21 protein-coding genes and 2 tRNA genes are annotated in these 23,796 nt (G+C 60.7%); 5 read left to right on the forward strand and 18 right to left on the reverse strand.

Going from position 1 to position 23,796, the window contains the following annotated elements; genetic code table 11:
- Positions 1-9: 9 nt before the first annotated feature.
- The 8 genes from KF821_03515 to KF821_03550 all read right to left on the reverse strand — a co-directional run bounded on the left by KF821_03515 (position 10) and on the right by KF821_03550 (position 6,483).
- On the reverse strand, positions 10-474 hold the full coding sequence (locus KF821_03515; protein ID MBX3004880.1) for a zinc-ribbon domain-containing protein: 465 nt from the start codon (positions 472-474) through the stop codon (positions 10-12).
- A 98-nt stretch (positions 475-572) separates the two neighbouring features.
- A complete protein-coding gene (locus tag KF821_03520; protein ID MBX3004881.1) occupies positions 573-785 on the reverse strand; it encodes a type II toxin-antitoxin system HicB family antitoxin in 213 nt (70 codons plus the stop codon).
- A gap of 114 nt (positions 786-899) precedes the next feature.
- Positions 900-1,109 (reverse strand): type II toxin-antitoxin system HicB family antitoxin, encoded by a 210-nt coding sequence (locus KF821_03525; protein ID MBX3004882.1) that lies wholly within the window; start codon positions 1,107-1,109, stop codon positions 900-902.
- 5 nt (positions 1,110-1,114) lie between these two features.
- Positions 1,115-2,401, reverse strand: a complete 1,287-nt coding sequence (eno, locus tag KF821_03530; protein ID MBX3004883.1) for a phosphopyruvate hydratase — start codon at positions 2,399-2,401, stop codon at positions 1,115-1,117.
- A gap of 81 nt (positions 2,402-2,482) precedes the next feature.
- Positions 2,483-3,220: a hypothetical protein gene (locus KF821_03535; protein MBX3004884.1), complete on the reverse strand. Its 738-nt coding sequence runs from the start codon at positions 3,218-3,220 to the stop codon at positions 2,483-2,485.
- 6 nt (positions 3,221-3,226) lie between these two features.
- Positions 3,227-4,870, reverse strand: coding sequence for a CTP synthase (locus KF821_03540; GenBank protein ID MBX3004885.1), 1,644 nt, complete (start codon positions 4,868-4,870; stop codon positions 3,227-3,229).
- Between the two features lie 250 nt (positions 4,871-5,120).
- The gene (locus KF821_03545; protein MBX3004886.1) at positions 5,121-5,495 is read right to left on the reverse strand and encodes a roadblock/LC7 domain-containing protein; all 375 of its coding nucleotides are present in this window, start codon (positions 5,493-5,495) and stop codon (positions 5,121-5,123) included.
- Positions 5,496-5,607: 112 nt separating this feature from the next.
- Entirely contained in the window at positions 5,608-6,483 is an 876-nt protein-coding gene (locus KF821_03550) for a hypothetical protein (GenBank protein MBX3004887.1), read from the reverse strand.
- Between the two features lie 30 nt (positions 6,484-6,513).
- Here KF821_03550 and KF821_03555 point away from each other — a divergent pair, with 30 nt between their 5' ends.
- The 4 genes from KF821_03555 (at position 6,514) to mfd (ending at position 12,120) form a co-directional block, all read left to right on the forward strand.
- Entirely contained in the window at positions 6,514-7,122 is a 609-nt protein-coding gene (locus KF821_03555; protein ID MBX3004888.1) for an HXXEE domain-containing protein, read from the forward strand.
- 42 nt (positions 7,123-7,164) lie between these two features.
- Complete coding sequence (locus tag KF821_03560; protein MBX3004889.1) at positions 7,165-7,365, forward strand: hypothetical protein; 201 nt, start codon at positions 7,165-7,167, stop codon at positions 7,363-7,365.
- Between the two features lie 691 nt (positions 7,366-8,056).
- A complete protein-coding gene (gene pth / locus KF821_03565) occupies positions 8,057-8,665 on the forward strand; it encodes an aminoacyl-tRNA hydrolase (GenBank protein ID MBX3004890.1) in 609 nt (202 codons plus the stop codon).
- Positions 8,662-12,120, forward strand: coding sequence for a transcription-repair coupling factor (mfd, locus tag KF821_03570; GenBank protein ID MBX3004891.1), 3,459 nt, complete (start codon positions 8,662-8,664; stop codon positions 12,118-12,120). Before pth ends, mfd begins: the two co-directional genes overlap by 4 nt.
- A 45-nt stretch (positions 12,121-12,165) precedes the next feature.
- Here the strand turns inward: mfd and KF821_03575 are convergent, their stop codons facing one another.
- From KF821_03575 to KF821_03610, 8 genes are all read right to left on the reverse strand, one after another.
- The gene (locus tag KF821_03575; protein MBX3004892.1) at positions 12,166-12,906 is read right to left on the reverse strand and encodes a YceI family protein; all 741 of its coding nucleotides are present in this window, start codon (positions 12,904-12,906) and stop codon (positions 12,166-12,168) included.
- Between the two features lie 114 nt (positions 12,907-13,020).
- Entirely contained in the window at positions 13,021-13,824 is an 804-nt protein-coding gene (locus KF821_03580; protein ID MBX3004893.1) for an SDR family oxidoreductase, read from the reverse strand.
- Between the two features lie 81 nt (positions 13,825-13,905).
- Positions 13,906-14,397, reverse strand: a complete 492-nt coding sequence (locus tag KF821_03585) for an AAA family ATPase (GenBank protein ID MBX3004894.1) — start codon at positions 14,395-14,397, stop codon at positions 13,906-13,908.
- Positions 14,397-15,359, reverse strand: coding sequence for a glycosyltransferase family 2 protein (locus KF821_03590; GenBank protein MBX3004895.1), 963 nt, complete (start codon positions 15,357-15,359; stop codon positions 14,397-14,399). Before KF821_03590 ends, KF821_03585 begins: the two co-directional genes overlap by 1 nt.
- 89 nt (positions 15,360-15,448) lie before the next feature.
- A tRNA-Met gene (locus tag KF821_03595) sits at positions 15,449-15,520 on the reverse strand.
- Positions 15,521-15,555: 35 nt separating this feature from the next.
- Positions 15,556-15,942 carry a hypothetical protein gene (locus KF821_03600; GenBank protein ID MBX3004896.1) on the reverse strand — a complete coding sequence of 129 codons (387 nt, stop codon included), beginning with the start codon at positions 15,940-15,942 and terminating at the stop codon, positions 15,556-15,558.
- 38 nt (positions 15,943-15,980) lie between these two features.
- Entirely contained in the window at positions 15,981-17,030 is a 1,050-nt protein-coding gene (locus KF821_03605; GenBank protein MBX3004897.1) for an LCP family protein, read from the reverse strand.
- A 102-nt stretch (positions 17,031-17,132) separates the two neighbouring features.
- Positions 17,133-19,622 carry a HAMP domain-containing histidine kinase gene (locus KF821_03610; protein ID MBX3004898.1) on the reverse strand — a complete coding sequence of 830 codons (2,490 nt, stop codon included), beginning with the start codon at positions 19,620-19,622 and terminating at the stop codon, positions 17,133-17,135.
- A gap of 122 nt (positions 19,623-19,744) precedes the next feature.
- Between KF821_03610 and KF821_03615 the strand changes: the two genes are divergently transcribed.
- Positions 19,745-19,831, forward strand: a tRNA-Leu gene (locus tag KF821_03615).
- 55 nt (positions 19,832-19,886) lie between these two features.
- Here the strand turns inward: KF821_03615 and KF821_03620 are convergent.
- Positions 19,887-20,222 carry a hypothetical protein gene (locus KF821_03620; GenBank protein ID MBX3004899.1) on the reverse strand — a complete coding sequence of 112 codons (336 nt, stop codon included), beginning with the start codon at positions 20,220-20,222 and terminating at the stop codon, positions 19,887-19,889.
- 950 nt (positions 20,223-21,172) lie between these two features.
- Positions 21,173-23,794 (reverse strand): hypothetical protein, encoded by a 2,622-nt coding sequence (locus KF821_03625; GenBank protein ID MBX3004900.1) that lies wholly within the window; start codon positions 23,792-23,794, stop codon positions 21,173-21,175.
- Positions 23,795-23,796 lie beyond the last annotated feature (2 nt).

Genomic DNA, 23,796 nt, shown 5'->3' on the forward strand with positions numbered 1-23,796 from the left:
CTCAACCTTTTAAATTGAAGCCGAAAGAGCGCTTCCACAATTTGAACAAAAATTCATATGTGCTGAATAAACCTGCTTACAATTATCGCAAGTGGAAAAGGAGCCTCCCGCAGCCATGCTAATTAGATTCTCTGCTTCCCCTTGCGACAGACCCTTTGTAAGTAGGAACTGATAAAGTATATTTGCCGAGACACCATTATCAAGCTCTCGCTTAATTCCCCCAAGCATCTCACGAATACGTTGCTGCGCGCCTAGATTATAGTTCAACACTTCAGTCTTGAAGCTAGTTTTGCATCTCTGACAATCAATGTATTCAGTAATCTTACTGGTCTGAAACAAGGGAATGAAATAGAGAGTAAAGTATTTGCCTAACTCATAGTGCTTATAGTTTTGCGACGAATTGCAGTTTGGGCAATAAAAGATTCCAGCGCCAATTTCTTTTGCCTTACCTTTAGACCCCCAAATTAGAACCATTCGGCAAGTATATGCTTTGGTCTAATCTGTGTCAACGACACACAAATCTAAGCAAGTTCCAGATTAGTGCAAACACCGTTCACTAAAGGTCAGAGTTATCAACTAAGGCTGTGTATTCGTCGCATAGCCTTCAAGCAGAGGTAAGCCGTCTTCTCGTATTCCATCGAAATGAAACTGGATGGCTTCCCCTGAATGTTCTTGATGGCCTCTTCACGCGTTTCGCCCACCGCTACACAGCCGTCTATATCGGGTGCGTAGGCAGAGAAGCCATGTTCCGTTTTCTCAATGACAATTAAGTAGCGTCGCTCCATTCTACCGCCCCAGCGCCGCCCATCCTGCGTACTGGGCGGTGGCACCCAGCTCCTCCTCTATGCGTAGGAGTTGCACGCTTCGCTTGTGAAACTTCGGCGGGCTAAGTAGGCTTGCTAAACCGCCACGTATTCGGCGCTGGCGTAACCTTCTGGCAGAGGTAGGCCATCTTCTCGCATCCCATCGAAATGGAACTGTATAGCTTCCTGCATATTCTTGATAACTTCTTCGCTGGTTTCGCCCGCAGCTACACAGCCGTCTATATCGGGCGCGTAGGCTGAGTAACCATTAACTGCTTTCTCGATGACAATCAGGTAGCGCTGCATATCCTCTACCGCCCCATCACCGCCCACCCTGCATAAGTAGCCTTATCCCCCAGCTCCTCCTCGATGCGCAGGAGCTGGTTGAACTTGGCGGTGCGGTCGGCGCGGGCGGGGGCGCCAGTTTTGATCTGGCCGAAGCGGTAGGCGACGGCCAGATCGGCGATGGTGCTGTCCTCTGTTTCGCCGGAGCGGTGCGAACAGACGGTGCCCCAGCCGGCCGCCTGGCACAGGCGCACGGCTTCCACCGTCTCGCTGAGCGAGCCGATTTGGTTGACCTTGGCCAACAAGGCGTTGGCGGCCTTCTCCTCGATGGCTTTGCGAATGAGCGCGGGGTTGGTGACGACGAGGTCATCACCTACCAACTGCACCTTGTCGCCGATGGCAGTGGTGAGAGATTTCCAGCCGGCCCAGTCTTCCTGCGCCATGCCATCTTCAATGGAAACGATGGGGTACTTGGCGGCCCAGTCAGCCCAGAAGGCGACCATCTCGTCGCTGCTCAGGCGGCGGTTCTCTTTGCGTAGGTAATAGTCTTGCTTGGCGTCATCGAACAGCTCGCTGGTGGCGGGGTCGAGGGCGATACTGATCTGCTCGCCAGGCTGGTAGCCGGCCTTCTCGATGGCCTGCAAGACCAGTTCGATGGCTTCGACGTTGCTCTTGAGGGCCGGGGCGAAGCCGCCCTCGTCGCCCACCAGCGTGCCGTAGCCCTTCTCTTTGAGCAGGGCGCGCAAGCTGTGATAGACCTCAACGCCCCAGCGCAGGCCTTCGCTATAGGTCGGTGCGCCGAAGGGCATCACCATGAATTCTTGAAAATCGGTGGACTCCCAGCCAGTGTGCGCGCCACCGTTGAGGATGTTGAGCATGGGCACGGGCAGCAGGATGGCGTCGTCGCCGCCCAGGTAGCGATATAGCGGCTGGCCGCTGCTGGCGGCGGCCGCTTTGGCAGCGGCGAGGCTGACGCCGAGGATGGCGTTGGCGCCGAGCTTGGCTTTGTTGGGCGTGCCGTCTAGAGCGAACATGGCCGCATCGAGGGCGGCCTGGTCACTGGCATCGTGGCCCATGAGGGCGCCAGCGATGGGGCCGTTGACGTTGGCCACGGCCTGGGTGACGGATTTGCCAAGGTAGCGGCTCTTGTCCCCATCCCGCAGCTCCAGCGCCTCATGGATGCCGGTGGAGGCGCCGGAAGGAACGGCAGCGCGGCCGAGGCTGCCGTCGGCGAGGCGAACATCGACTTCGACGGTGGGATTGCCGCGCGAGTCGAGGATTTGGCGTGCGTGGATGGAGGTAATCTTTGTCATTTTTGAAAGTCTCCGAATCTAAAAAATCAATTGTAAACCAGCGATTAGCAATTAGCGGTTAGCGGTTAGCGGTTAGCGAACTTACCAGCTATACAGTATAGGATTGGCATTGCCGCGCTTACGCATACCTTCTGGCAGGCGTCTGCCAACATACGCTTGCTTGATCTCGGCAGTGGCTTCCCGCCCAACGAAACCCCAACGCTTAGGATTATCTTCAGGCAAGGCGGGAAAATTATCCCGTGTGGCAGGCAACCACTCCTGAGCTTCGAAGGCGCCTACGATCAAACCTTGCATAGTTGCCAGTATCACTTCAGCCTGCCGCGCTTTGGATACGTTCAACCGCCAGGCAAAGCGTGTAGCTTCATACAAAGAGCGCTCCACAGCACTCTTGTTGACGCTGATCAACAAGGCTTTGTGTACAAAAACCGCAGGTTTCGCTGAATACCGACGCATGATCTCTCTGGCATGCATGGCACCAAAGTCACTGCCATGCACTCCCCCCACCGCGTTGGTGAGCCCAGGGTAAGCATCCATTAGTGCGCACTCCACTTCAAAAGCAGTCTTCTCATCCATTCCATGGCGATGAATCACGTGTGCTACTTCAAATCCTGCAAGCTGAATCTCGCGAATACGGCGCACCTTGTTATCCACGTCATCACCTTCCAGCGAGCTGGCTAACTCGATGTGGGCAAAGACGCGGTTTCCTTTGCCCTTGCCCACATAGAAGGTCTCACCATTGCGCGGGTCAATCAAGCGGTATACGTAGTATCTAAGCTTGGCCGTAATCTCAGGGGTAAATGTCTCTTTCGAAGCTGACATACTGCGCTACTTAGTGAGGATGTCCGCGGCCAGCTCCAACGTAGCGCCGGACTTTTCGGCGGCGGCGCGCACGAAGGCGGCGAACAGCGGATGTGGGCGCGTGGGGCGCGAGAGGAACTCAGGATGGAACTGGGTGCCGAGCATATACGGGTGCTCGGCGACCTCGATGATCTCGACGAGGCGGTCATCCGGCGAGGTGCCGGAGAAGCGCATGCCGTGCTCGGCAAAGGCTTCGCGGGCGGTGTTGTTGAACTCATAGCGGTGGCGGTGGCGCTCCTCGACGACCGGCTGGCCGTAGGCGGCGGCGGCCACGCTGCCGGGCTGCAGCTGGCAGGGGTACACGCCGAGGCGCATGGTGGCGCCCTTTTCGGCGATGCCACGCTGGTCAGGCATGAGGTCGATCACAGGATACGGCGAGGCCGGGTCAAACTCGGTCGAATTGGCCTCGCTGTAGCCGAGCACGTTGCGGGCAAACTCAATGGCCATGATTTGCATGCCGAGGCACAGGCCGAAGTACGGCACGTTGTTTTCGCGGGCGTACTTGGCAGCGGCAATCTTGCCCTCGATGCCGCGGCTGTCGAAGCCTCCGGGCACCAGGATGCCGTCAGCGGCATGGATCTCATCCCAGCCGCGGCCCTTCTCTACTTCACTGGCATGCACCCAGTCAATTTCAACCTCAACACCGAGGGCGAGGCCGGCGTGCACGAGGGCCTCTTTGACGCTGAGGTAGGCATCATGCAGCTCCACGTACTTGCCCACCAGGGCGATGCGCACGGTGGGCTTGTCTTTGTGGGCCGACTTGCTGATGGCCTCCCAGGCGGTGAGGTCTGGCTTGTGGCGCGCTTGCAAGCCGAGCGTATCGACGATGTAGTCGGCCACGCCCAGGCGCTCAAGCAGCAGCGGAATCTCGTACATGACGTCAATGGTGGGCACCGGCACCACGCCGCGGCGGTCGACATCGCAGAACTTGGCAATCTTCTCGGTGAGGTCCGGCGTGATGGTCTTGTCGGCGCGGGCGATAATCATTTGCGGCGAGATACCGAGCGAACGCAGCTCACGCACGGAGTGCTGGGTGGGCTTGGTCTTGAGCTCGTTGGTGGCGCCGATGTGTGGCAGCCAAGTGGTGTGGATGTAGAAGACGTTCTCGCGTCCGACATCGGAGCGGATTTGGCGCAGCGCTTCGATGAAGGGCAGCGACTCGATGTCGCCGACGGTGCCGCCGACCTCGACAAGGACGATTTCGGCTCCGGTGCTCTCAGGCACCATGCCGACGCGGCGCTTGATCTCATCCGTGATCTGTGGGATGACCTGGATGGTGCCGCCCAGGTAGTCGCCGCGGCGTTCCTTGGCGATGACTTCGGCATACACCTGGCCGGTGGTGAGGGTGCTGACCTTGGAGAGGTTGATATCTACGAAGCGCTCGTAATGGCCGAGGTCGAGATCGGTCTCGGAGCCGTCATTGAGCACAAAGACTTCGCCGTGCTGGTAGGGGCTCATCGTCCCGGGGTCTACGTTGATGTAGGGGTCGAGCTTCTGCACGGCGACACTGAAGCCACGCTCTTTGAGGAGGCGCCCAATGGCGGCAGTGGTGACGCCTTTGCCAACGGAGCTTACTACGCCCCCGGTAACAAATATGTACTTAATCGTCATGACACGACTCCTCTGGTAAGTGTATTCAAGCTAACGGATGGATGTGGCTAGGTGTGAGGCAGGGCTAATAAAGTGACGCAAAGTGGAAGATGTGGTGAGAAAGATTCTTCCCTGGTCGAGCGCCGGCGATTCTGGTGTAGATGTACAAACCCGGTCAGAATGACACGGGGGTGTTAAACGAAACGGAGAGGGGTCTTGAAAGAGCCTCTCTCCGTTGAGTGGCGATGCAATCGCGGGCGGGGTGCACGCGCTATGCGACATAAGGCTCCAGTTCGGCGGCGGTGCGCCGCATCTCCAGCAGCATGAGGCCCAGCTTGGCCTCGCTGCGCGCCAGGGTGGTGAGCACCGCATCCCGCCCAATGGCGGTGAGCAGTACGAGGCCCTCCTCGCCGCGAATGTAGACTTCCTCCATGTTGCCGCGCTGCAACTCCTGGGCAATGCGTTCACCCAGGCTGAGCATGGCGGCGCTCATGGCGGCCACGCGTTCTTCTTCTACGTTGGAGGGGAGATTAGAGGCAAGCGAAAGGCCGTCTGCAGTGACGACGGCCGAGGCGATGATGTCTGGAGCTGAAGCTTGCAGATCCCGAAGGCGGTTCACAATTTGGGTCGAGCGAGAATCAGACATAGCAACAGTTGTAAACAATATACCATATGAGACATAAAGTATGAAGCAGGAGGGATGAGGATTGGCAATCAAAGGCAATTGATTAATCAATTAATCGATTGTCTTTGATTAACTACTGCCAGCGCGTGACGCGCTCGGCGATGGTTTCGGCACCGAGCTCGGCGAGCAGTTCGCGTAGCTGCGGGTGTGCGCCGCGCCATTCGAGGTCAGCCAGGGTCTGCGGCAGCGGTACATCGGTGCGCAGGGTAGCCAGCGTGCGGAAGAGCAGCGCATCGGCATGCTGGGCGTGCAGCGTGGCGGCCAGCTTGGCAGCACGAGTTGCGCTGAGCCCTGGCACCTGCCAGGCGGCGGAGTCTGCCGGAATGTTGTCGATGTTGCCGTAAGCCGCCAGCACGCTGGCGGCGGATTTAGCGCCCCACCCCGGCAGGCCGGGATAGCCATCGGCCGAGTCGCCGACGAGGGCAAGATAATCGGGGATGCTGGCGGGTAGCACGCCAAACTTGGCGTGCACGGCTTCGGTATCCAGAATGAGATCACGGCGGCGATCCCAGGCGGCGATGTTGCCGCCCACCATTTGCATCAAATCCTTATCCGGCGAGCAGAGCAGGATGCGTTCGACGCTTGGCTCGGGCGCCCAGCGGGCGGCGCCGGCAGCCAGGGCATCGTCTGCCTCGAATTCGATCATGGACCATACCGTTACGCCGAGGGCGGCCACGAGGTCCTCAGCGATCTGGAACTGGTTCCACAGGTCCGGCTCGATGCCCTCGCCGGTTTTGTAGCCGGTATAGAGGTCATTGCGGAAGGATTCGATGACGTGGTCGAAGGCATAGGCCACATGCGTCACGCCGGGCTGCTCGAGCATGGCCATCAGGCTGCGCAGCAGGCCGATGGCGGCGCCAACCTCGCGGCCGTCTGGCGCTTTGCGTGGCGGCGCGCCGAAGTAGTTGCGGTATAGCTCGTAGGTGCCATCCACCAGGTGTAGTTGCATGCCCGCATTCTAAAGGATTACAATCCGCGCATGTTGGCATTTTTGCGCAAGCACTGGTTTGAGCTTGGCCTGGGGCTGGCGCTTGCTGCGTTTACCGCGGCAAGCCGCGTGGCGAGCCCGCTGGCGAAGCTGTTGTGGCTCAACCTAGTGGCTTTGTTTTTGCACCAGTTTGAGGAGTACCGCTGGCCGGGCACATTCCCTGGGATGCTCAACACGGTCATGTTCGCCAGCCAGCAACCCGACCGGTATCCGCTCAACGCCAACTCTGCCATGATTATTAACGTGGGCGTGGGCTGGACAAGCTATCTGCTAGCCGCCCTGGCGGCCGAGCGCGCCATCTGGCTGGGCATTGCTACCATGCTGGTCTCGTTGGGCAACCTGCTGGCGCATGGCATATTGTTCAATCTACGCGGCAAGCGCTTCTACAACCCCGGCATGCTTAGCGCACTGGTCTTGTTCGGCCCGCTGGTGGCCGTATTTGGCCAGCGCATCGTTGCGCACGCCGCGGCCAGTGCCAGTGACTGGCTGATTGGCCTTAGCTTGGGGCTGGTATTGAACATCCTAGGAATTTTTGGCCTGATTGATTGGCTCAAAGACAAGCACAGCCGCTATCGCTTCCCGGCGCGCATGCTGGAGTGAACACCGCTACAATAGCGCTATAGATTGACCTACGGAGGAGCTATGGCAAAGAAGAAACGTTCAAGCAACAAGGGTCTCGTGCTGTCTGCGCCGAAGGAAGTGACCTGGGTAATTGCAGTGATCATTGGCAGTTTGGGGATCCTGACCCAGCTCGGCGTGCTGTCAGTAGGCATTTCGGCCTTTGGCCTGGTATTGATCGGCTTTGTGCTGTTGGCAATAGCCACCGCTTTCAAGGGCATCTAGCCCTGTCTTGGCAACAAAAAAGCCCAGCCACATGGCTGGGCTTTTGCTTTACACCAGATTGCTTCGTCGTTCAGCAGCCAGCCGCTTCACGTCCTCGCAATGACAGATGCAGGCGTGCTGCGCCTATTCATTGGCTACCTGATGTGCACAAAGAAGTATCGCCCTTCTGCCAGATGTGTAATGTTTGGAACAGATCTTTAACGGATCCCTCCTCGGCCTTACGGCCTCGTTCGGGATGACAAAGAGACCCGGATAATCATGACGGCGTAGCATGTTGCGCCCCTACTCGAATATTCGATGCGAAAAAGGGCAACTTTAAAAACAAGAGCAAGATTACTGATACAACTTGTCATTCCGAGCGTAGCGAGGAATCCGTATTCACTAGTTCTTAGTGCCACATAGATGAGCACCTAGTAGCCATCCTTAACGGATTCCTCCTCGCCGCTACGCGGCTCGTTCGGAATGACAAAAGGGCGCAGCATGCTGCGGCCCTATAAGCCTATTGCCAGGAAATCCTATAGGCGAATTCAGGCAAGCGCGGATTTGAGAACAAAAATGCTAAAATAGCGTCATTCACAACCACCCCAGCATAGGCTGCGGTGGTAAGCCGCATTTAAAATGCGGCTTTTAGGCGTTTTGATGTGCTTTTGATTGTAAAGAGCAGGTAGAAACGCCCGCAAAACGAGGATACATGTTTCGAAAGCGCACAAAAGACACAGAGAGCGGCAACCCGCCCTTCTTGATCGTCGGTTTGGGGAACCCCGGGCCGGAGTACCGCGAAAACCGCCACAATGCCGGTTTCATGGCGGTGGAGAAGCTGGCCGAGGATCTGGGCGTCAAGTTTGCCAAGGTGCAGAACGAGGCGATGGTGGCGCAGGCTGGCACTGGCGAAGGGCGCATTGTGCTGGCCAAGCCGCGCACCTTTATGAATAACTCCGGCGTCTCGGTAAGCCAGTTGGTGCGCTTCTACAAGGTGCCGCTCGAAAAGCTGCTGGTGGCTTTCGACGATGTAGACCTGCCCTTTGAAACGCTGCGTCTGCGAGCGGAAGGCAGCTCCGGAGGACAGAACGGCATGAAGTCGATCATCCAAAAATTGGGCTCGCAGGAGTTTGCGCGTCTGCGCATTGGCGTCGGCCGCCCCAAGGGGCGCATGAGCACGCCCAACCATGTACTGCAAGACTTCTCGCGCAGCGAGCAGCAGGCGTTGCCCTTCGTGCTCAAGCGCGCCAGTGACGCCATGCAAACCTTCGTGAGCGAAGGCATTGTGACGGCGATGAACAAGTTCAACGGCGGCGAATGAGCGAATTGCTGCAGCGCATCCAACGCCAGCCGGCTTTCCAGCAGCTGCTGGCGAATAGCCGTGACGGCGGCCCCCTAGCGGGCAACAGCCCGCTACAACTGGGGCTGATGCGTTCGGCGCGCCTGCCGCTGGCGGCCGCCTTGGCAGCGGCCAGCGGGCGCACGGTGCTGCTGCTGACCCACCGGCGTGACCGCGCCCTAGCCCACTTTGAGGAACTCGCTTTCTGGGTGCCCACACTGGAACGCCTGTACTTCCCCGAACCCAGCTCGCTGTTCTATGAGAATGCACCGTGGAGCGAAACAGCGCGGCGCGAACGCCTGGCCGCGCTGGCGCGCTTGGCCTTGCCGGCAGAGGGCGCGCCCGTCTTTCTAACGGTCAGCGCACGCGCGCTGATGTCACGCACGCTGCCACCCGCCGAGTTTGCCGCGGCGGCGCAACGCCTGCAGCGCGGGGCGCGTAGCCAGCCAGCCGAGCTGGCGGCGCAGTTGGCGCGCCTGGGCTACGAGGCGGCACAGAACGTGATCGCCCCCGGGCAGTTTGCACGCCGCGGTGGCATCTTGGATCTGTGGCCGATGCAAGACGAGCTGCCGGCGCGCCTGGAATACTTTGGCGATGAGCTGGACAGCCTGCGCCGTTTCGACCCGGCCACGCAGCGCACGATCAACGCAATTGACGAGCTGCTGATCCCGCCGGCGCGCGAGTTCGTTCTCGGCGAAAGCCTGCCTGAGGGGCTGGAAGCGCGCGCCCTCACCGAGTTTCATCTTCCGCTACTGCACCCTGAACCCGCTGGCCTGCTGGACTATCTGCCCGCGGATGCGCTGATCCTTGTGGATGATCTGGACGCGCTGCGCGAGCAGATCAGCGAGCTGGAGACCCAGGCGCTACAGTTGCGCACCGAGAACCTGGCCGCTGGCACGCTGGCGGTGGACTACCCTGCCCCGTATCTCTCACTCTCTGAGCTGGAAGAGCTGCTGGCTGAGCGCACCCTGATCGAGCTCGGCCCCACCCTGCCCATCGAAGACGCACATACGGTGAGCGGCATGTTCCGCCCCGGGCCACGCTTTGGCGGCCAGCTCAAGCCGATGCTGGATCAGGTGGAACGCTACCTGGACGCGGGCGATGAGGTGCTCATCGTCTCACGCCAAACGCCGCGCCTCAACGATATGTGGGCCGAGCGCAACTACGGCACCGGCAACCTGGCCGACCCGCAGTTTGCCGAGGGCAGCCTGGCCGAGGGCTGGAGCCTGGAGGCACCAGGCTGGAGCCTGGGTGCGGCGGGAGCGAAGGAGCCGCGCCTGCACCTGCTCACAGATGGCGAGATCTTTGGCTGGGAGCGCCCGCAAGCGCGCCGCCAGCCGCGCGCCGAGAGCCAGGCGCCTGAGGCTGGCTATGTAGACCTGCAGAATGAAGAGCTGGTGGTGCACATTGACCACGGCATCGGTATCTTCCGCGGACTGGTGGAAGCCAAGATCGAAGGCAACACGCGTGAATTCTTGCGCGTGGAATACGCCGGCGGGGATCAGCTGTATGTACCCGTACACCAGGCTGACCGGCTGAGCCGCTACATTGGCTCACGCGGCGAGACGCCCACGTTGAACCGCCTGGGCGGCCAGGAATGGCGCACCACCAAATCACGCGTGCGCCGGGCGGTGGAAGCCATCGCCGAAGACTTGCTGGAGCTGTACGCCAAGCGCGAGATGGCGCAAGGACACGCCTTCCCGCCGGATTCACCCTGGCAGTATGAGTTGGAAGCCAGCTTCCCCTACGTGGAAACTGAAGACCAACTGCGTGTGCTGGCCGAGGTGAAGGAAGATATGCAAAACCTGCGCCCGATGGACCGCCTGGTGTGCGGTGATGCAGGCTACGGCAAGACCGAGATTGCGCTGCGGGCGGCCTTCAAGGCGGTGATGGACGGCAAGCAGGTGGCCATGCTGGTGCCCACTACCGTGCTGGCACAGCAACACTACGAGACCTTCCGCCAACGGTTGGCGGCCTTCCCGGTGCGCATCGAGATGCTCTCGCGCTTTAGAGATGCCAAGCAGCAGCAGGACACCATTCGCAAACTGGCAGCGGGCGAGATGGACATTGTCATCGGCACGCACCGCCTGGTGCAGGCCGACGTCAAGTTCAAAGACCTCGGCCTGGTCATCATCGATGAAGAGCAACGCTTCGGCGTGGCGCACAAGGAGCACCTCAAGAAGCTGCGTACCGAAGTGGACGTGCTGACGATGACAGCAACACCCATCCCACGCACGCTGTACATGGCGCTAACCGGGGTACGTGACATCTCGACCATCAGCACCCCGCCAGAGGAGCGCCTGCCGATCGTCACCCACGTTGGCCCGTACTCTGAGCAACTGGTGCGGCGCGCCGTGTTGCGTGAGCTGGACCGCGGCGGCCAGATCTTCTTTGTGCACAACCGTGTGCACAGTATTGAGGCGATGCGCGCACATTTGCAGCGCGTAGTGCCTGAAGTGCGTATTGGCGTGGCGCACGGCCAGATGGCCGAGGGCCAACTGGCGGCGCGCATGAACGAGTTCTCGCGCGGCGAGATCGATCTGCTGCTGACCACCACCATCATCGAATCCGGTCTGGATATTCCCAACGCCAACACGCTCATCGTAGACCGGGCGGATGCCTTCGGCCTGGCGCAGCTGTACCAGCTGCGCGGGCGCGTGGGCCGCGGCGCGCAACGCGCCTATGCCTACTTCTTCCGCCATGCGGAGAACGGGCTGACCGACGAAGGCCGCCAGCGCCTGGAAACGATTGCCGAGAATACGCAGCACGGCGCGGGCTTCTCCGTGGCGATGCGTGACCTCGAAATTCGTGGCGCCGGCGACCTGCTGGGCGTGCGCCAGCACGGGCTGATCGCCTCGGTGGGCTTCCATTTGTATACGCGCCTGCTCTCCAAGGCGGTGGATGACATTAAACGTGCTGGCGGCTTTGGCGCTGAGGCCGGTGCACTGAGCGTGACTTTGTATCACCCGCTGATCAACGTAGACCTGCCCATCGAGGTGGGCATTCCGGCCAACTATGTCAGCGATAAGGCCATGCGCCTAAAGCTGTACCGCCGCCTGGCCGATATTCACGATGTGAGCGAGATCGAGGCGCTGAAGGAAGAGTTCCGTGACCGCTTTGGCCCGCCACCCGCAGAAGTGCAGAACCTGCTGTTCCAACTGCAGGTGCGCGTACTGGCGGAGCGCACCGGGCTTACGACAATTAACGTTGAAAACAAACAGCTGGCGCTGCGCTTCCCGCCGCCACGCAAAAAAGATAAACCGATGGAATTCGGCGCGCTGCCCGCGGGCACGCGCACCAGCAAGAACACGGTGTGGCTCAACAACCTGGACTCGGTAGATTGGCGGCAGCGCTTGCTGAGCCTGCTGGAGGCGCTGGTGGAGCAGCACGCTCTGCGGGCGCTGGTGCGCCAAGAGCCGCACGAACAAGCGCAATAAAAAAAGACGGCCGGGGGCCGTCTTTTTTATTGCCTATCTGTAGCGCTATTGTACCAGCGCTACGAACTCAAGCTCGAGGATTACGGTTTCCTCCACCGAAGCCACGCCAGGCGCGTTCGGGATCACCAGGTCGTAGCTGGCCCGGTTGATGGTGGTGCTGGCCAGGCCGCTGATGCGGTTCTCCGATTCGACCGTCACGCTGACATCAAAGGTGACCGGGGTGGTGATGTCACGAATGGTCAAGTCGCCGCTGATCTGAAAGCTGAAGCTATCGCCAACCGCAATGCTGGCTGGCAGCCCGCTATAGGTGTGCGGCACAAAAGTCACCAATTCGTAGCGATCGGTCTGCAGGATGAAGTTCTGGATGGCCCGGTTGCGGCTACCGCTATCGGTAAGGAAGGTGCGCGCATTGACCTGTACGGTGCCCAACTGCACGCCCGCCGGGCTGGCCGGGTCGATCAGGATCTGGGCGGCCACCGCATTGGTCACGCCCACCACCGTCTTGTCGGCGCCATTGAGCACCTCGTTGATGATAAAGCGCGCCTGGCTTTCATCGGCGGCAAGCTCAAAAACGAGGCTGCCTTCGGCCACCGCGGGCTGGCCGCCGGCAGCCGCGCTGGGTTGCGTCTCGGCGGCCTGCACCTGCGGCGAAACCAACACCGGGATGGCGGTAAGCTCACCGCTCGGCGCGGCCGAGGGGCGCAACACATAGACAGCCAATGCGCCAAAGAATATCAGCGCACCCACGGCCATAGCAGCAATCACAATTGTTGTTCGACGATTCATGTTTCTCCCAATGATCATTTAGTGGCCTGACTATACAGGCCCTGGATTAAGCCCTTATGAAGAAAGCGCCCTTTTAAGGGGCGCTTTCTGTGAATCCACTGTGAATGCTGCTTTTTACTTCGGCAGCATGCCCTTCATTTGCTTCTGGATGAAGTGCGTGGCGCCGCGCGGATTGAACTTGTACAGAATGTTCATCAAAGCGGCATCCTTGCCAATATAGGCTTGGAATTTGTTCTTCTCAATGGCGCCGATGATGGTTTGGGCGGCCACCTCAGGCGAGGTCATCGGCAGCTTGGAGTCACCTGCCTCCTCGGCACCGAGGTTGCCCACGCCGGAATTCTTGGTGATGTTGGTGGCAATCGCCCCAGGGAATACCACCGAGACGTTGACTTGCGTATCCAGCAGTTCCGCATACAAGCCTTCGGTCAGCAACTTCACGGCCGCTTTCGAGGCTCCGTAGAGCGTCTGGCCCGGGAAGGGGAAGAAGCCACCCATGCTGGACACATTGACGATGTGCGCTTCGGGGCGCTTGAGCAGCTCGGGCAGGAAGGTTTTGACCATGTAGATGGTGCCGTACAGGTTGATGTTGAGCACACGCTCAATGGCACCGTAGTCTAGGTCCTGCAGAGGAATAAAGGGCTGGATGATACCGGCATTGTTGACGACACCATCCACCACGCCGTGCGCCTCAACCACCGCGGGGCGCAGCGCTTCGATCTGCTGGCGGTTTGAGATATCGACCACATGCGTGGAGAGCGAAGTGCCCGCGTTGGCCAGGCTAGCGGTTTCCTTCAGGTTGGCCTCGTTAATGTCTACCGCAGCCACCTTGGCGCCGCCTTTGAGCATGGCCAAGGTGAGGGAGCGCCCAATACCGCTGCCCGCCCCCGTTACGACAAACACTTTGCCTTGAATTTTCATAGTTGTCTCCTTGTTGAAAGTATAGAAGGCCGCCCTGCACACTTGTAGGGGCAAATGTAACTGTTTTTTGGGCAGGATAGGTTAGCTGGGGAGTTGAGCGAGCAGGGTGGCGATGATGTCATCCGCCGGCAAGAGCGCATCCACCACGATGGCGTCACTAGGCTCTTCAAGTGCATCAAACTGGCTTTGCAGCAGGCTGGCGGGCATGAAGTGGGTGCGGCGGCCCTCTACGCGCTGGCGCAACCGCTCTGGGCTGGCCTGCAGGTAAACCAAACGCAGCTGCACCCCACCCTGCTGCAGTTGTTGGCGGTAGGCTGCTTTCAAGGCTGAGCAGGCCAGCACCACCGCCTGGCCGCGGGCGTGGTGCTCTTGCAGTGCCTGATTCAATGCCGCCAGCCACGGGGCACGGTCGGCATCCGTCAGCGCGTGGCCGCTTTGCATTTTGGCAATATTGTCTGCGGGGTGGAAGTTATCGCCTTCCAAGAATGGCAGCCCGCACGCCTGAGCCAGCGCGCGCCCAATGTGGCTCTTGCCCGCGCCAGACACGCCCATCACCACGATGCTGCGCGTCATTACGAAGCCCGGCTGAAACGCAAACGGCGCAGCGTGTCCGCCAAGGCGGCGCGTACGCCGCGCGGCATCAGGCTGGCGGCCAAGGTGAGCCAAGCCGCCGGCGCCCACGGGCGCAGCCCGATGGCGCTGCGCAGGTGTTGGCGCGCAATGCCAATTTCGGCGCGCCCGCCCTCGCCCAGCAGGTTCTGGGCTACGGAGATGTACATGGCGGCCAGCGCCTGGCGGCGGGTGGCGGCGGATAGCGCCGGGTCATCGGCAAAGGCTTTTTCCAGCATGATGCGGAAGTGCGCCGCAGACTGGGTTTTATCGCTGGACATGCTGCTGACCTGCTGGCGGATACGCACCAGGCTGGCCGGCACGATGTAAAAAGCATAATGCCGCGCCACGCGCCGCCACATATCTAGATCTTCAGCGTAGCGCAGGCTTTCATCAAAGCCGCCGATGACATCGAAGACTTCACGGCGCAGCATGACACACGGGGTGGCCATGAGCATGCGCCAATACGAAAGGATGGCGGGATAGAGCTGGCCTTGGAACCAATCCGGCTTGCGCAAGCCGAGATTGGCTTCTTGCTCACTAAACTTGGTAAACCAACAGTGCACCAGCATGGCATCGGGGTGCGCGTCCAGATAAGCGGCCTGCTGGGCAAGCTTGCCCGGCTCATAGAGATCGTCATCATCCAGGAAGGTGATGTAGGCGCCGCGTGCCTCGCGGATGCCGTGATTGCGCGCCGCGGAGAGCCCAGCATTAGCCTGGCGCACATAGCGGATGCGGCCCGCGGCGACCAACGGCTGCAAGGCCGCGGCGGTGTCATCCGGCGAGCCATCATCCACCACGATGCACTCAAAGTCTGTGAAGGTTTGCGCCAGCACGCTGGCAATCGCCTGCTGCACCATCGCCGCCCGGTTGTAGGTGGGGATGATGACACTGACCAAGGGGGGCGTGGCGGTGGAAGGAGGCATACGGCTCATTCTATATGCAGAATCTACTACAGCTGCTTAAAGCAAAAAGCCAGTGGCTACCGGCTTTTTGCGCACAATATGGTTTTGAGTAGCGGGGCCAGGACTCGAACCTGGGACCTTCGGGTTATGAGCCCGACGAGCTGCCACTGCTCCACCCCGCGATGAACAGAGATGATACCGCTTGCGCGCGGCAACGTCAAGGCCCACGATAAAAAAACCAGTTCCACCAGGTTTCGAAATTGCTGGCCGAGGAAGAGAATTGCGCCTCCGGCGTAACGGGCTGCGGCGTGAAATCGGCGGGTGGCAAAGGGATCACCGGGAAATCACCGGGCCGTGCCCAGCGCCCGTTTTCACGCGCCCACTGCTCCACCGCCGCATCGGAGTTGGCAAAGGCAATGCGCTCTTGCAGATATTGCTCGGTGGCCGCCAACTCGGTGATGTAGCCGCGCTCGCGTTCCAGTTGCTCGGTCAGGCGCGAGTATTCGGCGATGCGGCGGCTAAAGCCGAACAGCACGATAAACAGGGCGAGGATGCCCACGCCCAGCGCTACGCGCCGGGTTGTGCCATCAAGGGGAGGCAGCATGAGTGCAGTGTACCCACTGGGTGCAGCACATGCAAGCGCTAGGGCGCGCCGGCCGCGCTGGATTCTGGCGAGCTAAGCGCTTGCAGCAAAATGCGGCGCACGCGCTCGGCATTGGGGATGAGCACGGCGCTGCCCACACTGTTGCGGAACGGGGTGACATCATCCGGCCCTACTGAGTAGCGCTGGATCGCCTGCGTGTCGCGCACGGCGCTGGCCACCGGCACCCAGCCGAGGATCTGCGCCAGGCCAATGTTGGTTTGCACCATATCTTTGTATTGCGTATGCAGCTCAGGAATGCGCGTGAGCGCGTTGAGGCTGACCAGGCGCTCGAAGATCGCCGCGATCATTTCCTGATGGCGGCGGCCGCGATCGTAGTCACTGGTGGTGCCGCGTGAGCGCACGTACCACAGGGCGGTTTCGCCATCCATGTGCACGCGCCCCGAGGGCACGCTGTAATCGCCGGGGCCTTCACGTTCATCCCACAGGGCGCGGCCCACTTGCACATCCACGCCACCCAGGGTGTCGATCATGCGCTCAAAGCCACTGAAGTTGATCAAAATGTAATAGTCGGGCTTGACGCCAAAATTGTAGGCGAAGGTATTCGCCATCATCTCAAAGCCACCGCGCTGCATGCCGGCATTGATGCGCGTGATACGCCAGCCCGGGTGATAGACGTAGAGATCACGCGGGAAGGAGGTGAGCGTAACAGTCTTATCGGCGCTGTTGATGGTGAGCAACTCGATCACATCTGTACGAAAGCCGCCGTCACTGGGGCGCTGATCACTGCCCAGGATGAGGATATTGATCTGGCCTTCCGGTTGGGGCAGCTTGCCCATCTGCGGCGGGATCTCGATATCTGAGGCCTCGGTGGGGCCAGGGAAATCACCAAAGCCCACATCCTCCAGGTGCGGCTCGGCCTCGCCGCCTTTATCCACCCAGGGAGTGGGCAGCTCGCCAGCCGGGCCAGCCGGCAGGAACGGCGTGGGCGTGGGGGTGCCCAAGGCCGCCGTGGCGGTGGCGCGGCCGGGGGCGCAGGCGCCGAGCAGCAGCGCGGGCAGAAGCAGGAAGGAGAGCCAGGCAGATTTCATGTGTATCCGTGGGTGCAAGAGTTGTGCCGCCACACGGCACTAGCATAGCCGTTTTTGACGGCCACTGAGTTAACGTTGCATGATGTGATTTGTTCCTGAGTACTAGGCCGCCGGAGCCAGCGGCAGCAACACACTGAAGGTAGCGCCGGCGCCAGGCTGGCTTTCGACCCAGATGCGGCCACCCAGCGCCTTGGTGAGCGTCTCGGCGATCGTGAGGCCTACGCCGCTATCGCCCACCCCGGGGATAACGGGATTTTGGGCGCGGTAGACGCGCGAGAAGACGCGCGGCAGAGCTTCCTCAGGAATGCCGCCACCGCTATCGCTGACCTGGACGAGGATGTATTCGCCCAGATCCGCCTGGGTCTGCTGGGCGGCCCGCAAACTGATGGCGCCGCCAGCGGGGGTGGCGGCATCCGCGTTTTGCAACAGATGGTAAAGCACTTGCTGCAGCGCGTCGCGATCTGTGTTGAGCGCCGGCAATTGGCGCGGCAAATCCACGCGCAATGCGATCTGCTTTTCCTGCAGGGGTTGGCGCAAGAGGCGAATGGCATCATCGATCACGCTGCCCAGGTCCACCAGGCTGCGCGGCACCGAGGCACCTTCAGGATCCAGCGCAGCCACGCGGATCAGGTTGTCGATCAGCAGGTTCATGCGTTCGGTGGAGCTACGCACGCGTTCAAGGAACTTACGTTGTAGCGCGCCCAGCAGGCCAACGGACTCGCCGAGCAACAAATCGGTGTAGCCCATCACCGAGGAGAGCGGCTGGCGCAACTCCTGTGCGATGGAGGTGACCAGCTCGACTTGCTCGGCGGGGATCTGGGCGCCAGGCTGCTGCTGCACCGTATCCACAATGGCTTGCTGGGCCGTCTCCAGGCGCGCCTGCAAAGCAGCCACCTCTTCGAGCGCCAGGCGCAGCTCTTCTTTGGCCTGCTCAGCGCTGACTTCACTGGGCGTGGCAGGCGGCGTGGTGGCGGGTGACGCCGCGGGAGCCTGCAGCTCGGCCAGGGATTGTTTCAGGCGCTGGTTCTCGTGTAGCAGCGTACTCCAGGGTTGGTCTGCTGCGCTGTGCGCTGCGTCGGCGTGGGGGTCTTGCAGGGTATCGATATGCGCCAGCAGGCGCTCCACATCGGCGCGGTAGCGCGCGTTCTCGGCCTGCACACTTTCCAGCTCGGCGCGGGTTTGCTCTAGCTCCTGCGTGAACGGCGTAGCCACCGTGGGCCGGTCCACCACGCCGAGCGCCGTGGCAAGCTGCGCGCCGAGGGTTTGGGCGCGTTGTTCGAGCAGCAGCTCATCGCCGGCCTGCCAGCCTGCATCCGTGTGCAGTGCCAGCGCAGCCCACTGGCGCAAGTCTTGCGGATAATCAAAGGGCACCAGCAGCAAATTGGCGGGGAAGGACAAGCGCAAGGCCTGCGACAGCGCAGTCAGCTCTTGCGGAGCATCTTCGGTTTGCAGGCGCAGGCTGCGGCGGCGCTGCAAGGCGGAAGCGATGCGCGGCACCTCAGGCAGGGCGAGACGCAATGGTGCTACCGCGGCGGAGCGCAGCACGTTGTAGCCATATTCAAATTCCAACTGGAGTTGGGCATCGTTGTAGGTAGCCAGCACACAAATCTCGGCACCCAGCTGCCCCGCCAGCTCGGCGGCCAATTCATCCGCGGGGTTGAGTTCAACGATCGGGGTAGCTTCTGCCATATCGTCCTGCGCCACAAAGGCCGGTGTGGCCGCGGGCGGTTCGGCATCGTACGAATCATCGTATAGCGGATCGTGCGGCTCGCTTTCGCTATGCGGCGAGAGGTCAAAATAGCCCGGCAGCTCTTCTTCCAGCTCCTCGGCGGTTTGCCATTCTTCTTCCGGCTCGTCTAGTGCTGCGGCGTCCTCATTCAGCAACTCCAGCAGCTCGTTGGGCGCATCGGCGCTGTCTTCGGCATCCAGATCCGCTTCCGCTGGGATTGCCGGCGTGCTAGGCAGTGTGAACAGCAGCGGCAGAGCCAGCAAGGCGCCCGTCTGCACCAGCAGCGGCAAGTTGCCGTAAGGCTCGGCCAGGAAGACGTGCGCCACCTGCGCCAGTAGCAGCAGCGCCATGTGCAGCAGGCCGCGGCGGCGGCCAGGGGCGCTGGTGGCGCGGGCGATCTGGAACAGGCCCAGCAGCGCCAGCAAGCCGCTGGCGGCGCTCCAGGCGTAATCGCTATCGGTGTAATTGAAGCTGCTGCCGGCTGGTACCGGCAACCACAGCAAGAGGATCAAGCCGGTGAAGATCAGTACGCCAGAAATTTGCAGGCCAAACAGGAAGCTGCGGCGCGGCGCGGCGGCATCCGCTGGTTGCCACAGCATCGCCACCGCCACCAGCGCCAGCGCCAGCATGCCGCGCTGCAGCGGCGCACTGGCCGCCTGGGCCAGCGGCAGCCCCCACCACGCCAGGCCATGCACCAACAGGGCCAGCAGATGGGCCGCCATGAGCAGGATCAGCCCATTACGCATGCGGGCTGGGCGCACGGCCGCACGGCTGTACAGCCACAGGCTGGCAGCCGAGGCCAGCAGCAGGCAGAGCAGACTGTAGAAAATACCACCCAGAGGGCTATCTAAAATGGCCAACATGTGAATACTGCGATTATAAATGAGGGCGCAGGGCTGCGCAGCCAGCGCGGGCAAACCAGTTGGCCGTTGACACGGCGCAGTTTCCAGTTAGAATACGGCCTCAGTCCGCAAGCAGGATTTATGCCGAAGTGGCGGAACTGGCAGACGCGCTACGTTCAGGGCGTAGTGGGCGAAAGCTCGTGTGGGTTCGACTCCCACCTTCGGCACCAAAGTAAAACAGCCAGGCAATTGCCTGGCTGTTTTGATTCTGCATCCGTGCGGCGCCTAGCCGCCAATGTACTTGATGTAATCGAAGTAGGCCGAGATGACGATGAAAGGCACGAAAATGGCGGCGATGAGCAGATAGCGCTTGCGCCAGTTGGTGTTCCACAAGGTGACCAGGTTGTAGCCGATGACGCCGATAGCCAACACCCCTGCGCCGATATTGACCAGCGGTGAGAAGGTATCGCCCCAGCCGAGCAGCGGCACGAGCAGCGGCACGATGATGTATTGCAACGTGCAGCGAATGGCGGTGAGGATAATGGGGATGCCGAGCACGGTGCTGCCGTAGGCAGCCAGCGGCGGAGTTTCGGTGCTGAGGGTTTCTTGCTTGGTGGCCATGGGTCAATTATAGACCCTGTTTTTTACGCCCCTTCTCTTTTTATTTCTTAGGGGCTCCACCCCTATGACCCCGCAGGGTGAACCAAAGTTGGTTCCCCCTGACCCCCTCCGCAAAGCGTTCGGCCCGGGTTGTGCAACCCTAGGCAACTTCTGAGGGTCCTGCGCCGCAAGTTGTGATGACTTGCAATTGACTTGAATGAAAGGGAATGGACGCTAAGCAAAAGCCGCGCACAGCAGCGAAACCTAAACTGTGCATCCTGAGCAAAGCGAAGGATCCTTGCTGGCGAGTTATAAACACACGCTACTTTGGAAGACGTGCTTATAAGGATTCCTCCCTTAAGCGGGTTCGGCGTGCGGGTGATGATTTCAGCACCCGGTCGGAATGACACATGGACAAAACTAACTGTGCATCCTGAGTGAAGCGAAGGATCCTTGTGGGTCCTGTTAAAAATGATGCTGTTTCGGAAGACAGGCCTATAAGGATTCCTCCCTAGTCTGGGTTCGGCGGTCTGGTGTTGGTTTTAATACCCAGTCGGAATGACACATGGGTACAGCCTGACATTGTGTCATCCTGAGCGAAGCAAGGAATCCTTGTGGGGCCTGTTAAAAATGCACACATTTTGGAAGATATGCCTATAAGGATTCCTCCCTGAAGCGGGTTCGGCGTGCGGGTGGTGACTTAGGCACCCGGTCGGAATGACACGTGGCATAGCCTACCATTGTGTCATCCTGAGCGAAGCGAAGGATCCTCTGCGGGCCAGTTTAAAAATGGCGCTATTTCCGAAGATAAGCCAATAAGGATTCCTCCCTGATGTGGGTTCGGCGTGCGGGCGGTGATCTAGGCACCCGGTCGGAATGACACATGGTGTAAAAAGAGCCGCCCGTAGGGCGGCTCTTTTGGTTTACACAAAAAGTGAGGGGACGGCCGCATACCATCCCCCTACTGTTGGCTAATGCCCGCCACTTGCCGAAGGCGTCTTCGCCTTGGTGACCCAGGCTTCCTCGGCCTGCAGGGCGCGTACGGAGCCGGGCTGAATCTTACGGTAGACCTCGTGCGGGGCACGGGGCGTGCCGTCCACTTCCAGCAGGCGAGCGAGCGGGATGCCAAACAGGCGCTCATTCTCCTCGAGATAGGGCAGGATCAGCGCCCAGTCCGCTTCACTGAGCGGCACGAACTCGCCGCCGTTGAGCTGCTCGGCCACCACGCGCTGGTGCGGGTCACGCACGTAGATGGCACCGCCGGAGGCCAGCGAGAACAGGTTGCTGCCCGGGTACGGCGTCTCCAGCTCAGCGATTTGGCCGTCTTCGTCAAATAGGATGCCGTTGAGCACCACGAAGCCGCCGCCGTTGAGCGGGTCACCCGCCATGAACGACTCAGCCAGATAGTCAAGGCAAGTGCCATTGATGACGACGCGTGGCTTGCCGACTGCGTTGATGAGCGGGCGGCCAGCGGCGTTACCCAGGATCAAGGCGCTGCCGCCCTTGGCGCCGTACATAAACGTTTGGCCAACATCGCCATGCACGACCAGGCGGCCCGCTTTCATGATTTGCGCCAACTGGTCTTGCCCATTGTTGTGCACAGTGATGGTGGCGCCATCCAGGCCGGAAGCGAGATAGTCGCCCGCCGAACCGTAAGTGTGAATGTGCACATCCTGCGTGTTGGTGCCGATGCCGTTGCCGATGAAGCGCTGGCCGCGCAGGTGAATGACGATGATGTGGCGGAAGCCAGCTTCGACGATGCGCTGCACTTCACGGCCCACCGAGTCTTCGCCTTGCGGCGGGTAGCCTTGCGCGTCGAGGATGAGCGTTTGCGTCAGGCTGGCGGCTTTGGGCAGGCTGGCCCCATAGACATGATAGACAAAGCCTGCACTGGGTGCGGCTTTGATGGCTGCCATCACGCGCTCCAGGCTGGCGTCCACTAGCGAGACCAGGCTGCTACGGCGCAAGCTGCCGGTGGGATAGCGACGGTCCATGAGCAGCGAGAGCAACTCGATGGCACGGGCGCGGCCAGCATCGTCGCTGGCGCTAGCCTCGATGCCGGCCAGGAAGTCTTGTGCCTGCTGGTAGCTCCAGCCCGGCAGCTGGCTCAGCGCCCAGGCGTACTGCGTCATAGCGTCACCTTGCGGTACCGCCATGGCGCGGGGCGTGTACGCGGCGCGGTCGTAAGCCGTGCGGCTGGTGGGCTGCTTCACGGGCTGGCCAAATTTGTTGGTGAGCACCAGTTTGGGCTTGGTCTTATAGTCGTCATGCACGCTGAACAAGAACGCGCCGCCATCGGTGTGGCTGCCGCCGCGGGCGTTCCAGTAACGGTCCGCACGTGACCAGAAGCGCGAGTCCTCAGCGGCCAGGCTAATCATGGCGGCGTCAATACCCTGCTTCTCGGAGGCGGCCATCGCAATCGAGACGGTTTCGCCGTCTACCGTACTCTCCTGCCAGGCGAAGACTTGCGGGCGCAGCATGCTGGTATCGGTGATGCCGGTGAGGCGGTAGACGGCCTCGCCCTGCGTGCCTTCATCAGACTGAGCGATGAGGAAGAACCACGGCCCATCTGGCGAGGAGTGGATGTGGCTGCTCTGCAGCATGGAGTAGATGCGCTGCTTGTCTGCCGGCAGCAAGGTGTAGTCACGCTCGGTAGTGGGAGCCAGCGCCTCGATGACGTACTCCAGCGGATAGTTGTAGGTGCGATACAGCAGGTCAAAGACCTGCACCGCTACCTCGGTATCCGTGAGATACAGCGGGTAGATGTTGCGCTGCGCCAAATACTCGCTGATGGAGGCATGGTTGGCAAAATCGCCATTGTGTACCAGGGCCTCGTTCATGCCGATGAAGGGATGGGCGCCACCCGGGTGCCACACGCGGCCCTTGGTGGGATAGCGATGATGCCCAATCCAGACATGGGCGTGCATGTCTTCCAGTTGGTAGTAGCGAATGACATCATCGCCATAGCCCACCATCTTGAGCACGAGCAGGTTCTTGGCATGCGAGAGCACAAAGGCGCGCTTCTCACCCAGTGAGGCGTAGTAGGTAGTGTTGATTTTGAAGCTGTTTTGGTAGACGTACTCATCTTCGACGGCACGCTCGGGCAGATTCATGAAATCATGTTCGGCGCGGAAGGCGGCCAGCGCGGCGGCTTTGGGGCGCACGAAGTACTGCACCACATCCGGCGGGCGCACATCCAGGCCGGCAATCTGGGTGTAGTCCGCCATCTGCGGCTGTTCGCGCGTGTGGTCAATCTCAAACATGGGGTGGATGTATTGCGCTTCCACCTCGGCGCGCGCCGCCGGGTCCATGTAAGCCATGGCCAGCAAGTAGTCATTGTGCAGCACGTCTGGGCTGACACCGAATTCAGCTGCGTCCAGGCCAACGGCCGCAATGCCGCCGCCCTTGCCGTTGCCGCGGTTGCTCATCTGCGCCAAGGCGGCCAGCATGTGGCGGGCGGCGATGCGCTCGCTACTGGCCATGCCGATGACGCCGCAGCCACCCTCGGCGGCTTCGTCGCGGTTGAATTGGGTCAGGTCCGTGCGCGGCAGTTTGCCGCGGCTGGTGAGCATGCGAGTTAGTTCGTTTTTCATCT

Source organism: Anaerolineales bacterium (genome assembly GCA_019637755.1).
Lineage (GTDB): Bacteria > Chloroflexota > Anaerolineae > Anaerolineales > UBA11579 > JAMCZK01.

Excerpts from the sequence above, each read along its gene's own strand:
- KF821_03515 (MBX3004880.1), bottom strand. The coding sequence starts at position 474 with ATGGTTCTAATTTGGGGGTCTAAAGGTAAGGCAAAAGAAATTGGCGCT.
- KF821_03520 (MBX3004881.1), bottom strand. The coding sequence starts at position 785 with ATGGAGCGACGCTACTTAATTGTCATTGAGAAAACGGAACATGGCTTC.
- KF821_03525 (MBX3004882.1), bottom strand. The coding sequence starts at position 1,109 with ATGCAGCGCTACCTGATTGTCATCGAGAAAGCAGTTAATGGTTACTCA.
- eno (MBX3004883.1), bottom strand. The coding sequence starts at position 2,401 with ATGACAAAGATTACCTCCATCCACGCACGCCAAATCCTCGACTCGCGC.
- KF821_03535 (MBX3004884.1), bottom strand. The coding sequence starts at position 3,220 with ATGTCAGCTTCGAAAGAGACATTTACCCCTGAGATTACGGCCAAGCTT.
- KF821_03540 (MBX3004885.1), bottom strand. The coding sequence starts at position 4,870 with ATGACGATTAAGTACATATTTGTTACCGGGGGCGTAGTAAGCTCCGTT.
- KF821_03545 (MBX3004886.1), bottom strand. The coding sequence starts at position 5,495 with ATGTCTGATTCTCGCTCGACCCAAATTGTGAACCGCCTTCGGGATCTG.
- KF821_03550 (MBX3004887.1), bottom strand. The coding sequence starts at position 6,483 with ATGCAACTACACCTGGTGGATGGCACCTACGAGCTATACCGCAACTAC.
- KF821_03555 (MBX3004888.1), top strand. The coding sequence starts at position 6,514 with ATGTTGGCATTTTTGCGCAAGCACTGGTTTGAGCTTGGCCTGGGGCTG.
- KF821_03560 (MBX3004889.1), top strand. The coding sequence starts at position 7,165 with ATGGCAAAGAAGAAACGTTCAAGCAACAAGGGTCTCGTGCTGTCTGCG.
- pth (MBX3004890.1), top strand. The coding sequence starts at position 8,057 with ATGTTTCGAAAGCGCACAAAAGACACAGAGAGCGGCAACCCGCCCTTC.
- mfd (MBX3004891.1), top strand. The coding sequence starts at position 8,662 with ATGAGCGAATTGCTGCAGCGCATCCAACGCCAGCCGGCTTTCCAGCAG.
- KF821_03575 (MBX3004892.1), bottom strand. The coding sequence starts at position 12,906 with ATGAATCGTCGAACAACAATTGTGATTGCTGCTATGGCCGTGGGTGCG.
- KF821_03580 (MBX3004893.1), bottom strand. The coding sequence starts at position 13,824 with ATGAAAATTCAAGGCAAAGTGTTTGTCGTAACGGGGGCGGGCAGCGGT.
- KF821_03585 (MBX3004894.1), bottom strand. The coding sequence starts at position 14,397 with ATGACGCGCAGCATCGTGGTGATGGGCGTGTCTGGCGCGGGCAAGAGC.
- KF821_03590 (MBX3004895.1), bottom strand. The coding sequence starts at position 15,359 with ATGCCTCCTTCCACCGCCACGCCCCCCTTGGTCAGTGTCATCATCCCC.
- KF821_03600 (MBX3004896.1), bottom strand. The coding sequence starts at position 15,942 with ATGCTGCCTCCCCTTGATGGCACAACCCGGCGCGTAGCGCTGGGCGTG.
- KF821_03605 (MBX3004897.1), bottom strand. The coding sequence starts at position 17,030 with ATGAAATCTGCCTGGCTCTCCTTCCTGCTTCTGCCCGCGCTGCTGCTC.
- KF821_03610 (MBX3004898.1), bottom strand. The coding sequence starts at position 19,622 with ATGTTGGCCATTTTAGATAGCCCTCTGGGTGGTATTTTCTACAGTCTG.
- KF821_03620 (MBX3004899.1), bottom strand. The coding sequence starts at position 20,222 with ATGGCCACCAAGCAAGAAACCCTCAGCACCGAAACTCCGCCGCTGGCT.
- KF821_03625 (MBX3004900.1), bottom strand. The coding sequence starts at position 23,794 with ATGAAAAACGAACTAACTCGCATGCTCACCAGCCGCGGCAAACTGCCG.